The sequence below is a fragment of the Parasphingorhabdus sp. genome (genome assembly GCF_041748495.1).
Classification (GTDB): Bacteria; Pseudomonadota; Alphaproteobacteria; order Sphingomonadales; family Sphingomonadaceae; genus Parasphingorhabdus.
Genome location: NZ_JBGTDD010000113.1, coordinates 14732 through 25857, shown reverse-complemented (window position 1 = coordinate 25857; position 11126 = coordinate 14732). Strand labels below are relative to the sequence as shown.

Here is an 11126-nt window from a genome sequence, read left to right as displayed (position 1 = left end):
CGGTCCGGCACCTATTTCGCGCCAGCCTCCTTCAGCTTCGCCTCGACCATCGCCCAGTTGGTCCCGTCGATTTTCTGCCCGTTCAGCAGGAATGTCGGGGTTCCCTCGATATTATGGTCCTCGATCGCTTTCTGGGTCGCGTCCATCAGCGATTCCGCCGCTGCTGTATCCGCCAGACAGGCCTTGGCCTGGTCTTCGGAAATCCCGCGCTGCTGGAAAAAGGCGATCAGGCCGAGTTGCTCGGCGAGTCGAACGAATCTGGAATCAGGGGGGGATTGCAATATGTCGCTATAGGTTGCTTCGCCCATCGACTGCGCTTTTTCAAACATGGTGGCCTGATAGCTCAGCGCCTGTTCGGTCAGCGGGAAGAACGGCGCTTCACCGCCGCAACGGGACAGGATCGCCGCGGACAGATCCAGCGGATCGCGAACGAAATTGCGGATTTCAAAGCTGACCTGGCCGCTCTCTACATAATTGTCGCGCAGCGGCAGAAAGGCCTGCTCGCCGAAATCCTTGCAGTGCGAGCAGGTGATCGACATATATTCGACCAGCTTGAGCGGAGCATCGGGATTGCCCATGACAATACCGCCGGCGTCAGTCTTCGATACCGTCTCGGACCATTTCTGCCCGGCCGGGGCTTCGACGGCTTCGACCGAACCGGAAGCATTTGCGCCGGTCTCGCCTTCGGTTGCTTCCCCGCAGGCGGTCAGCGCCAGAGCAAAAGCCAAGGGTGCAATATAATGTAATTTACGCATATTCTGATCCTGCTTTCTAAAATGATCGATGGTTATCGCGGAAGGACCGCCAATTTGGGTTGCAGTGCCGACCAGCTGTGCACTTTGGCCAGCGGTTGATCGCCAATCGTGAAGCTGGGCGTTCCGGTCAGCTTGAGGGTGGTTTTGGCATATTCCGTCATCGCCAATATCTGATCCTGTTCCGTCTTGTCGGCCAAGCAGGCATTGATCTGGGTTGGGGTAAAGCCGCGCTTTGCCATCAAAGTGTCGAGGCCTGCCGCCTGGGAAATTTTCTTCAATCGCTGCGGAACCGTGCCGTCGTTGATCGTCTTCATGACTTCTGGGGGCGTGGACTGGAATTTTTTCAGCCACACCGGCTGCTGCAGCAGCAGCGCGTGATGATTGCCGAAAAATTTGGTGCGTCCGCCGCACCGTGCGAGCATCGCTGCGGTCAGATCGATCGGATTGAGGATCAGGTTGCGGATCTCGAAGCTGACATGGCCCTTGTCGACAAAATTCTTGGTCAGGGCGCTGTGGGACTGGGTTTCAAATGCCGCACAATGATCGCAGGTATAGCTCATATATTCGGTCAGCTTGTGCGCAGCGAGGGGGTTGCCCATCACATGACCGCCCATCGCGGACAGGGTGACGCGCTTGGACCAGTCGGTCTGCTGCGCCGATGCTGGCGAGATCACCACCACTGCTGCCACCAATGCCGAAGCAAGATAGGCGTTGCCCAATTTCATGACTGATCCTTCTTCTTTTCGTGGCCGCCGATCTTGCCGACGATCTTGATACTCGACTTCACATCGTTCTTAGGGTCCGCTTCCGCCTTTGCAACTGCCGATGCCAGCGATTCGAGCACCCGGTTCAGTTCCGCGTCGCCGATATCGCGCAAATTCTCGCCCAGCTTGATCGGCGCGGGCTTGAGCGAGGCGGGCAGGGCGACGCGCTTTTCCTTGTCTTTCGCGGGTGTTACGACGCCCTGCCTGAATCTTATCTGACTGATCGCGCCATAGCCGAAGAAGCGATTGACCCGCTCGATGATGTCCGGAGCGATATGCTGCATCATGGTCGCATAGGCGCCGCCAACCAGCAGATGCAATGTTCCGCCCTCTTTCTCGCCGCGCGGGAATCGAATCGATTCGGGCAGGGAGACCGCAGCATAGCGCTCGCCGACGATTTCGGCCCAGCGGCTGACCACCGAGCTCTGGATGAAGCCATAGCGGCGAAAGGCGGCGCGGCCGATTTCGGGCATCAGGTCGGATATGCTTTTCGCCGGACCACCGCGCGGACGCTGGTATTTCTGATATGGACGGGCCGATGATTTTCCCGGCGATCTCGGAGCCACTTTTTTGGCCGCAGGCGTGCCGGTGGCGGCGTTTGTCGCCTTTTCATCACCATCATTGCCTATTTTCTTCGCCATTGTGACCATTTATGGCATGGCACGGCCATGGCCGTCGATAGTTTCCCCGCCAGGGCACGAAAAATATCTGCCAATATCGGTGCACATTATGTGGATAAGGCGCGAAAGCTGCCCTGGCGGATTCCGCCGGGCGGGAATTTACCCGATCCCTATCATGTCTGGCTGTCCGAAATCATGCTGCAGCAGACGACGGTCGGCGCGGTCAAGGCCTATTTCGAGAAATTCACCCGGCGCTGGCCGACGGTCCAGAGCCTGGCGCATGCGAGGGAAGCAGATGTGCTCGCTGCATGGGCCGGGCTCGGCTATTATGCGCGGGCAAGAAATCTTCACAAATGCGCCGTGCAAATCACTGAGCAAATGGGTGGAATCTTTCCTCGCAAAGAGTCTGAACTGCTGAAGCTTCCGGGCGTGGGCAGCTATACTGCAGCCGCGATCACCGCCATTGCCTTTGGCGAGCGTGCGGTCGTGGTGGATGCCAATATCGAGCGGCTGGTGGCGCGGCTGTTCGCGATCGACACGCCGCTGCCGAAGGGCAAGGCCGAAATCCGGACGGCGATGGATGCGATCACGCCGAAAAAGGGTGCCGGGGATTTTGCCCAGGCCTGCATGGATATCGGCGCCACCATTTGCACATCGAAAAATCCCAAATGCCCTATCTGTCCGGTGCAGAAACAATGCGCGGCCTTTGCCGCCGGGACGATGGAATATTTTCCGGTCAAGCCGCCGAAAAAGGCAAAGCCGCTGCGGCGCGCACGGTTTTTCTGGATCGAGCGGCACGACCGGATATTGCTGGCGACCCGGCCGCCGAGGGGCATGCTCGGCGGGATGCGGTCGCTGCCGGATGACGGCTGGGCAGCGGGCAATGACGGCCACGCGCGGCCGCCAATCGCAGGCCGATGGATGGTGCACGACAATATCCTGCAGCACAGCTTCACCCATTTTTCGCTTGCGGTCGATTTGGCAGTTTATCAGGATGAAAAAATCGCTACTGATAGGGATTCCGATATCTGGTGGCCGCTCGACAATATTGCGGAAGCCGGTCTGCCAACCCTTTATGCCAAGGCGGTGCAATGGAAATTGAAGGAAGAAATATGATCGCTGAACAACGTGCAACCCGGTCACCTGGATCATCCTTTTCACGCCGCTCGGTGCTCGGCGGCATCGGGGCCGGGACTTTTCTGGCCGGCATGCCCGCTATTGCCCTTGCCCAGCCAATGGGGACGAGCTTTCCGGGCCTGACCAAGATCATCAACGAATATGTCGCGAGCAAGAAAGTCGCCGGCATGCTGGCGATGATCGGTTTCGGCCAGGCGGCGCCGCAGGTGATTGCCGCCGGTTCTCTCAGGCTTGGCGGTGACAAGCTGGTCGACAGCAATACATTGTGGCGGATGTATTCGCAGACCAAGCCGGTGACCGGCATGGCGACCATGATGCTGATCGAAGACGGCCTGATCTCGCTGGATCAGCCGCTGTCCGACTTTTTTCCCGAATTCGCCAATATGCAGGTGCTGGTCGATCCCGAAGGCGCGCTGGACCAGGTCGAGCCGGCCAGGACACCGATCACCATCCGCCACCTGCAGACCCATACGGCTGGTCTCGGCTATACGATCATATCAAAGGGACCGATCCAGAAAGCCTATCTGGCCGCCGGACTGACTCCGGGGCGGATCAGCCGCAGCCCGATCCCGGGTCTCGATGTCGGCGCGCCGACTCCGGACATCATGACCTTCGTCAAACGGCTTGCGGAAATGCCCCTGGTCTATCAACCCGGCACGCAATGGAGCTATTCGCTCAGCCATGACGTGTTGAGCGCGGTGATCGAGAAAGTGTCGGGCAAGCCGCTCGACCAGTTTCTGCAGGAGCGGATGTTCGGGCCTTTGGGCATGACCAGCATCTTCTACAATGTCCCGGCGGAACGGGCGTTCGATCTTGCCGACAATTACGCCCCCTTTGCCGGATCGCTGATTCCGGTCGATCCTGGCGCCACCAGCATATTTCTCGACAGGCCGCCCTTTGCCTTTGGCAGCACCGGTCTGGTTGGAACGGCGGGTGACTATGACAGGTTTCTGCAGATGCTGCTGGGCTTCGGCAAACTCGGTGATGTCCAGGTGATGCAGCCGGATACGGTCAAGCTTGGCATGTCCAACCTGCTGCCGGAAACCGCCAATACGAAAGGGACATGGGTCGCCAATCATGGCTTTGGCGCGGGCGGACGCTCCGGTCTTGGTACCGAGATCAGCCCGGCAGGCACGTTTGGCTGGGGCGGTGCGGCTGGGACGTCAGCCTTCGTCGATACGGTGCGCGGGCTCCGTGCCGGCGGCTATACCCAATATATCCCGTCGAACAGCTATCCCTTCCAGTCGGACTTTCCGAAATATGTCTATGCAGACCTGATCGGCAATGCTCAGGCAGGCTCAGGCAATACCAGCCCGTAGCCCGGACCGCGATTCCCTCCGCACGGAAAGGGACCAGACTGGAAAATATACCGGAGACAGATGCTGACCGACCGAAATAACATAGTGCCAACCTTTGCTGGCGGGACCCTTGACCGCACCGATCAGGTGCGGGTCAACCCCGACAGATTGCGCGCTGCGATGATGAACCCGCGGGCCAGACTGCTGAAACTGGATGGCCTGAATCCGGTATTTGACGATCATGGCGATCTCGCCTGGGGTGCCGCCTATGAAGCATCGCCGGATAATGATCTGCTTCTGCTCGGCATTGACAACGACACGCCGTTATTTGCGGAACTCAATGGCGCAGGCGATGCCGGTCCCGCCGCCAATCGGGCGCTGTGGCAGACGCTGGGCAGCTTGCCGGCGGATCAAGCCGCGATATATGCCACATCCCGCAGCTTGGTCGACTGGCACGCGCGGCATCGCTATTGTGCGCAATGCGGCAAGCCGACCCAGTCGCGCAAGGGTGGCTGGGCGCGGCTATGCGATCCCGAAACCGGCGGTTGCGGAGCGGAACATTTTCCTCGCACCGATCCGGTGGCGATCATGTTGTCGGAATGCGAAGGCAAGATATTGCTGGGCCGTCAGCCGCGCTTTCCGCCAAAAAGCTTTTCTGCGCTGGCCGGGTTTGTGGAGCCGGGAGAAAGTATCGAGGGCTGCGTGAAACGCGAATTGTTCGAGGAAGCCGGCATCAAGGTCCGGGATGTGCGCTATGTCGCCAGCCAGCCCTGGCCCTTTCCCTCGTCGCTGATGATCGCCTGCACCAGCGTCACCGATGATCCGACCCTGACTATCGACGAAGACGAAATCGAGGAAGCGGCCTGGTTTTCGCTCGACGAGATCAAGGCGGCCATGGCCGGTGATGCGGATGCCCTGTTCGTCGCACCGCCGCCCTTTGCCATCGCCTATGATCTGCTCCGGCACTGGCTGGATGAAAAGGGCTGAATTGACCGACCGGCTGGAACTTATGGGCGTGCCGGGATCGCCTTACACGCGAAAAATGCTGGCTTTACTGCGCTATCGGCAGATTCCGCATAACATCTCGTGGAGCGGCATAATGGGAGTACCGAGGGGTTATCCCAGGCCAAAGGTGGCATTGCTTCCGACCTTCTATTTCCGCGACAGCGCCGGCAATCTGGAAGCCGCAGTGGACAGCACGCCGATCATCCGGCGGCTGGAAAAAGACTTTCCCGGACGTTCGGTGATTCCCGAAAAGGAAGCGCTGTGTTTTCTGGATCTGCTGGTCGAGGATTATGCTGATGAATGGCTGACCAAGGCGATGTTCCATTTTCGCTGGGCGTTTCGGGATGATGCCGACCATGTCGGACCGCTGCTGATCCATTGGACCAATCCCAATCTGCCGGACGAACAGGTCACCGCCATGGCTGCGCAATTTTCCAAGCGCCAGATTGACCGGCTTTATGTTGTGGGATCGAACAAGATTACGGCAAAAACGATCGAAGACAGCTTTGTCCGGTTGCTTGGCTTACTGGACAGGCTGATCCGGGAGCAGGGCTTTGTGCTGGGAGGGCGACCTTCTGCCTGTGACTTTGCCCTCTATGGTCAATTGACACAGCTCACCGAGGTCGAACCAACATCGATGGCGCTGACCCGAAAATATGGTCAGCGGGTCCGCGCCTGGGTGGATCGGATGGACGATCTGTCCGGGCACAGGGGCGGTGAATGGCTGGCCGAGGATCAATATGGTTCTCTGCAAGGCCTGTTGTCGGAAATCGGCCGCACCTATGCGCCATTTCTGATCGCCAATGCAGCGGCGGTCCAGTCGGGCGCCGAGAATGTTGAATCCGAAATTGATGGGCGGAGTTGGCAGCAACCGCCATTTCCCTATCAGGCAAAATGTCTGGTCGCATTGCGCGATGCCTATCAGACGCTGTCCGGGGACAGTCGAACACGAATCGATGAGTTGCTGGCGGGAACGGGTTGCGAAAGTCTGTTTGCGAAGCGCTAGACCAGTCCGAGGCTCGCCAGTTCACCCAGCATCTCGGCTGGCATCTCTTCCGCTCCTTCCGCCCCCTCGGCGAGGTCGGCTGGCGCGTCCTTTTCCTCGAGATAGCGCCAGCCCTGATGCGCCCGCTTGGGAATGGGCTGGACGGCGACCAGCCTGGGTTCCAGCCTGATCCACTGTCGCCCCTGGCCATTGTCCATGAAGCCGATGATCGGCGAGCGGCCAACGATCTTCTTGGCGTGGATCCAGTAGAGCGAACCGCCGACCATTTCTTCGTGGCGCTTGGGCAGATAGCGGGTGGTGAGTCTCGCTTCGCCACCGGTCTGCTTGTCATTCTGATGGGATTCGAGCCATTTCCGCAGCGTTGCCGGGCTTTCGCTACGATAGGCAATCTTGGTCATGTTGAGTGGCATGGATAGCATTTGTGGGGGCCGACCGGTTTAGTCAAGTCCATTGGCTCTGGCCTGCCTAGCGACCGAGCCAGATTTTACATCGCCCCAGATTTCTATTGCAAATGATTATCAATAGCATAAAACGGTAAGAATCAAATATTGAGGAGAGACAGTTTGGGCGAGATACTGGAAAAATTTTCATTACCCCTGCCGGACATCAGGACGATGCCGGCGGTCGAGGCACGATTGATCATCGCCTTTCGGCTGGCCGTGCTCGCCCTGAAGAATGAATATGATGGTAGCGAGCAACTGTCCGACCGGCTGGGCGGAAAGCTGGCTGCAACGCGGATATTGATCCTGGCGGAAACCATCGGCTTCGCCTGGCCGGAACCCTTTCAGATCGGTCGCCCCTGCTGTTCGCAGACCACCCCGGATGAAATTTGGCTGGCTGCGGCCATCAGACTGGCGGCTGGCGGAAACCGGCCCGCCTTCGATCTGCTCAGTTGCGAGATGATCGGCGACAGCGAACGCGAACGGATCTATATCGACCTGCGCAATTTTGTCGCCGCCTATGTCGGTGCTAGAAGCTGACCATCCCGCTGGCCACGGCCAGGCTGAGGAAGGCGAGAAAGCCCATGGTGTCGGTAATCATCGTGACAAACACCGACGAGGCCAGCGCCGGATCCTGATCGAGCCGGTCGAGCATCACCGGTACAAATATGCCGGCGAAACCGGCAATTACGATATTGATCAGCATGGCGACGCCGATGACCCCGCCGAGCATCGGATTGGCGAAGACCAGTCCGGTGCCCAGTCCGACCAATATGGCGATCGTGGCGCCGTTGAGCAGGGCAATCCGGAATTCCCGGCCGATGATCCGGCGGGTATTGGACCGGGTCAGTTCGTTCATCGCCAGCGCGCGGACCGAAACCGCCATGGTCTGGGTGCCGGCATTGCCGCCGATCGAGGCCACGATCGGCATCAGCACCGCCAGCGCAACCATCTGCTCGATCGCCGCGCCGAAGATCGAGATGACGAAACTGGCCACCAGCGCCGTCGCCAGATTGGTAATCAGCCAGCGCACCCGGGCCTTGTAGCTATCCCGGATCGGCTCGTTGATGTCGCCGTCGCCGGCGCCGGACAGCAGCAGCACGTCCTCGCTCGCCTCGTCCTCGACGATATGGAGAATGTCATCGACGGTGATCATCCCGATCAGCCGGCCGTCATCGTTGATCACCGCGGCCGAGATCAGATTATATTTCTGGAAGCGCAGAGCGACTTCTTCCTGGTCCATATTGACCGGGATAAGCGACTGCTCGCGCTTCATGACATCGGCAATGGCAATGTCGCGCGGGGTTCTGAGGATCCAGCTCAGCTGGCAGGTGCCGATCGGCCGGAAGGCCGGATCGACCACATAGATTTCCCAGAATTCGGTGGTCAGATCGTCATTCTTGCGCAGATAGTCGATCAGGTCGCCGACCATCATATGTTCGGGCACCGCGACAAATTCGCGCTGCATGATGCGTCCGGCGGTCTCCTCCTCATAGGTGAGGGCGCTTTCGATCGCGGCGCGGTCCTCGGCGTCCAGTTCGGCCAGAACCGCCTGTTGCTCGCCTTTTTCGAGATCCTCGATAATCGCCACCGCGTCATCGGTGTCCAGCTGTTCGGTCAGTCCGGCAATCTGGCCGGCATCCAGCGCCTCGATCACGTCCTCGCGGACATGCTCGTTCATCTCGGCGAGTACATCGGCGCTGACCAGATCGCCCAGCGCTTCGGCCAGCGGCGCGCGTTCGTCCGCATCGATCAGCTCGAACAGATCGGCGATGTCGGCATTGTGGAGCGGGTTGACCAGCTCCTGCGCCAGAGCGGAATTATTATCCTCGACCGCGTCGGAGACCGAACGGACAAATTCGTCGGTCAGCCGGTTGTCTTCGTCAAGGACATCTTCGCGTTCGACGTCAGGATATGGAGCGTCGTTGATCTCGGTCATCGCGATGCTCCCTGTTTGTGCACGTTCGGCTGCTTACTAGTCTTTGCAACGTTGCAATTGCAATCTTTTGTGACAATTATCGCAAGGCAGGGTGATTTTTCCGGGCGGCTTGCCTATATGCGCCCCAAGAACGATTCATCGAACGAAAAGGAACCAGCCTGATGGCCCACGAAAAAATGACTCTCCACCTCGAAACCGGCGATGTAGAAATCAAGCTGCGCGCCGATCTTGCCCCCAATCATGTCGCGCGCATCACCGAGCTGGCATCCGAAGGCTTTTATGACGGCGTCGTGTTCCACCGCGTCATCAATGGCTTCATGGCCCAGGGTGGCGATCCCACCGGCACCGGCATGTCCGGCAGCGACAAGCCCGATATCGCTCAGGAATTTTCCAAGGAGCCGCATGTCGAAGGCACCTGCTCGATGGCCCGGACGATGGACCCGAACAGCGCCAACAGCCAGTTTTTCATCTGCCTCGACGATGCCGGCTTCCTTGACGGTCAATATACCGTCTGGGGCGAAGTGACGTCCGGCATGGAAGCGGTTCACGCGCTTCCCAAAGGCGAACCACCGGCGAAGCCGGGTGCGATCAAGTCCGTAACCCTCGGCTGATCGACCCCATGCGTCTCGATAAACCCAGGATCGCCCCGCTCGCCGAATCGGAACTCGACGAGAACAGCCGGGCGATGCTGGGAGATCGTTTCCAGTCCGGCAAGATCCTCAACATCTTCCGGACCCTGATCAAGGCACCAAAGGCTTATAAGGCATTCATGTGGTGGGGCGGTTATATCCTGTCCGACCATAATGGCCTGCCGGCGCGCGAACGGGAGATCATCATCCTGCGCACCGGTTTCAACTGGAAGTCCGGCTATGAATGGGCGCAGCATGTCCGCATCGGCAAGGACTGCGGTCTGACCGATGTCGAGATAGAACGGATCAAGACCGGACCGGATGCGCCGGGCTGGACGCCGTTGGAGCGCGCGATGCTGCAGGCTACCGACGATCTGACCGGTGATGGCCATGTGGCGGATGCGACTTGGGCGGCGCTCGCCGACCTGACCGAGAAACAGCGTATGGATCTGGTGATGACGGTGGGCCAATATAGCCAGGTCTCGATGATGCTGAACAGCTTTGGCGTGCAGCTTGACGATGATCTGGAGCTTGACCCCGACCTGCGGGCCTAGGGTCTAGAGACCCGCCTGCACCACCCAGTCATGGAATATCCGCACTGCGCGGTTTTTCATGTCGCGTTTGCGACAAACGAACCAGTAGCTATAGGGGCTGTCGACCTGATAGTCGAACAGCCGAACCAGCCGCGGATCATTGGCATCGGAAAAATGCCCGCCGTGCATGATCGCAATGCCGAGGCCCTGCGCCGCGGCTTCCAGCATCAGCGCGCCGCTGTCGAGATGATCGATACCGGCCGGCTGCAGGTCCGGCAATCCGACCGCTTTCTTCCACTGGTCAAAGGCCCGGGTCATGTTGCTGTGGATCAGGATATTGTGGTTTTTCAGATCTTCCGGATCGCTGATCGCGTTCGGCCCTTTGGTCAGTTCGGCCGATGCGATCGCGTAAACCTTGTTGCTGTCCAGTTTCACCGCATAGAGGTTGGGATCGACACTGTCGCTGATGATGATCGCCGCGTCGACGGCATCGCCCAGCATATTTTCAGCATGGGCCGATGTATCCACATCAATATGCAGTTTGGGATATAATCGTTTCAGTTCCGGTAACCGCGGCAGCAAGCGCGTCGCTCCGAACAGCGCCAGCACGCCGAGACGCAAGCGCATGTCGCCGCCGGTGACGGTCATCTGGTCGACCGCTTCGCCGATGGTTTCCATCGCCGGGGCGACCGCTTTCAGCAAGGTCCGGCCATCATCGTTCAGCACCATCGACTGGTTCCGCCGTTCGAACAAAGGCTTGCCGATATGGTCTTCCAGCGACTTGATTCGCCGGCTGAGCGCCGGCGCGGACAATGCCAGTTCGGCCGCCGCTGCCTTGGAAGACCCCAGGCGGGCGACGCGAATGAAGGCCTCTAGGGCGCGTAGGGGAGGAAGACGGCGCATCGGATGATCAATATTGTGGCTAAATGAGCTTTGTGCAACGCAAAAATGTAGGATAGTTTTTTAAACTGGCGGAAAACGGTCGCTAACAATATTGTTA

Annotated in this window: 13 protein-coding genes; 7 read left to right on the top strand and 6 right to left on the bottom strand. The window is 59.1% G+C overall.

The features are described from left to right. Positions 1-11 precede the first annotated feature (11 nt). From ACEW8J_RS10360 to ACEW8J_RS10350, 3 genes are read right to left on the bottom strand one after another with little or no spacing between them, the layout of a single operon-like run. Entirely contained in the window at positions 12-755 is a 744-nt protein-coding gene (locus tag ACEW8J_RS10360; protein ID WP_373491562.1) for a thioredoxin domain-containing protein, read from the bottom strand. Between the two features lie 32 nt (positions 756-787). Continuing rightward, the gene (locus tag ACEW8J_RS10355) at positions 788-1480 is read right to left on the bottom strand and encodes a DsbA family protein (protein ID WP_373491561.1); all 693 of its coding nucleotides are present in this window, start codon (positions 1478-1480) and stop codon (positions 788-790) included. Further along, the gene (locus ACEW8J_RS10350) at positions 1477-2160 is read right to left on the bottom strand and encodes a DUF721 domain-containing protein (protein WP_373491560.1); all 684 of its coding nucleotides are present in this window, start codon (positions 2158-2160) and stop codon (positions 1477-1479) included. Before ACEW8J_RS10350 ends, ACEW8J_RS10355 begins: the two co-directional genes overlap by 4 nt. A gap of 27 nt (positions 2161-2187) precedes the next feature. Between ACEW8J_RS10350 and ACEW8J_RS10345 the strand changes: the two genes are divergently transcribed. From ACEW8J_RS10345 to ACEW8J_RS10330, 4 genes are read left to right on the top strand one after another with little or no spacing between them, the layout of a single operon-like run. Further along, complete coding sequence (locus tag ACEW8J_RS10345; RefSeq protein WP_373491559.1) at positions 2188-3255, top strand: A/G-specific adenine glycosylase; 1068 nt, start codon at positions 2188-2190, stop codon at positions 3253-3255. Then, complete coding sequence (locus ACEW8J_RS10340) at positions 3252-4595, top strand: serine hydrolase domain-containing protein (protein WP_373491558.1); 1344 nt, start codon at positions 3252-3254, stop codon at positions 4593-4595. Before ACEW8J_RS10345 ends, ACEW8J_RS10340 begins: the two co-directional genes overlap by 4 nt. Positions 4596-4655: 60 nt before the next feature. Further along, on the top strand, positions 4656-5561 hold the full coding sequence (gene nudC / locus ACEW8J_RS10335) for an NAD(+) diphosphatase (protein WP_373491557.1): 906 nt from the start codon (positions 4656-4658) through the stop codon (positions 5559-5561). Then, positions 5548-6585: a glutathione S-transferase C-terminal domain-containing protein gene (locus ACEW8J_RS10330; RefSeq protein WP_373491556.1), complete on the top strand. Its 1038-nt coding sequence runs from the start codon at positions 5548-5550 to the stop codon at positions 6583-6585. Before nudC ends, ACEW8J_RS10330 begins: the two co-directional genes overlap by 14 nt. Here ACEW8J_RS10330 and ACEW8J_RS10325 read toward each other — a convergent pair. After that, the gene (locus ACEW8J_RS10325; RefSeq protein ID WP_373491591.1) at positions 6582-6995 is read right to left on the bottom strand and encodes a DUF1489 family protein; all 414 of its coding nucleotides are present in this window, start codon (positions 6993-6995) and stop codon (positions 6582-6584) included. The genes ACEW8J_RS10330 and ACEW8J_RS10325 overlap by 4 nt on opposite strands. 153 nt (positions 6996-7148) lie before the next feature. Here ACEW8J_RS10325 and ACEW8J_RS10320 point away from each other — a divergent pair, with 153 nt between their 5' ends. Then, positions 7149-7565: a hypothetical protein gene (locus ACEW8J_RS10320; protein ID WP_373491555.1), complete on the top strand. Its 417-nt coding sequence runs from the start codon at positions 7149-7151 to the stop codon at positions 7563-7565. Here the strand turns inward: ACEW8J_RS10320 and mgtE are convergent. Beyond that, complete coding sequence (gene mgtE / locus ACEW8J_RS10315; RefSeq protein WP_373491554.1) at positions 7555-8964, bottom strand: magnesium transporter; 1410 nt, start codon at positions 8962-8964, stop codon at positions 7555-7557. The two genes, ACEW8J_RS10320 and mgtE, sit on opposite strands and share 11 nt — an antisense overlap. A gap of 161 nt (positions 8965-9125) precedes the next feature. Between mgtE and ACEW8J_RS10310 the strand changes: the two genes are divergently transcribed. Continuing rightward, positions 9126-9575, top strand: a complete 450-nt coding sequence (locus ACEW8J_RS10310; RefSeq protein WP_373491553.1) for a peptidylprolyl isomerase — start codon at positions 9126-9128, stop codon at positions 9573-9575. A gap of 8 nt (positions 9576-9583) precedes the next feature. After that, entirely contained in the window at positions 9584-10147 is a 564-nt protein-coding gene (locus tag ACEW8J_RS10305; protein WP_373491552.1) for a carboxymuconolactone decarboxylase family protein, read from the top strand. Between the two features lie 3 nt (positions 10148-10150). Here the strand turns inward: ACEW8J_RS10305 and ACEW8J_RS10300 are convergent, their stop codons facing one another. Further along, positions 10151-11029 carry a LysR substrate-binding domain-containing protein gene (locus ACEW8J_RS10300; RefSeq protein WP_373491551.1) on the bottom strand — a complete coding sequence of 293 codons (879 nt, stop codon included), beginning with the start codon at positions 11027-11029 and terminating at the stop codon, positions 10151-10153. Positions 11030-11126: the final 97 nt, after the last annotated feature.

Coding starts and splice junctions, on each gene's coding strand:
- ACEW8J_RS10360 (WP_373491562.1), bottom strand. CDS start 755: ATGCGTAAATTACATTATATTGCACCCTTGGCTTTTGCTCTGGCGCTG.
- ACEW8J_RS10355 (WP_373491561.1), bottom strand. CDS start 1,480: ATGAAATTGGGCAACGCCTATCTTGCTTCGGCATTGGTGGCAGCAGTG.
- ACEW8J_RS10350 (WP_373491560.1), bottom strand. CDS start 2,160: ATGGCGAAGAAAATAGGCAATGATGGTGATGAAAAGGCGACAAACGCC.
- ACEW8J_RS10345 (WP_373491559.1), top strand. CDS start 2,188: ATGGCCGTCGATAGTTTCCCCGCCAGGGCACGAAAAATATCTGCCAAT.
- ACEW8J_RS10340 (WP_373491558.1), top strand. CDS start 3,252: ATGATCGCTGAACAACGTGCAACCCGGTCACCTGGATCATCCTTTTCA.
- nudC (WP_373491557.1), top strand. CDS start 4,656: ATGCTGACCGACCGAAATAACATAGTGCCAACCTTTGCTGGCGGGACC.
- ACEW8J_RS10330 (WP_373491556.1), top strand. CDS start 5,548: ATGAAAAGGGCTGAATTGACCGACCGGCTGGAACTTATGGGCGTGCCG.
- ACEW8J_RS10325 (WP_373491591.1), bottom strand. CDS start 6,995: ATGCCACTCAACATGACCAAGATTGCCTATCGTAGCGAAAGCCCGGCA.
- mgtE (WP_373491554.1), bottom strand. CDS start 8,964: ATGACCGAGATCAACGACGCTCCATATCCTGACGTCGAACGCGAAGAT.
- ACEW8J_RS10310 (WP_373491553.1), top strand. CDS start 9,126: ATGGCCCACGAAAAAATGACTCTCCACCTCGAAACCGGCGATGTAGAA.
- ACEW8J_RS10305 (WP_373491552.1), top strand. CDS start 9,584: ATGCGTCTCGATAAACCCAGGATCGCCCCGCTCGCCGAATCGGAACTC.
- ACEW8J_RS10300 (WP_373491551.1), bottom strand. CDS start 11,029: ATGCGCCGTCTTCCTCCCCTACGCGCCCTAGAGGCCTTCATTCGCGTC.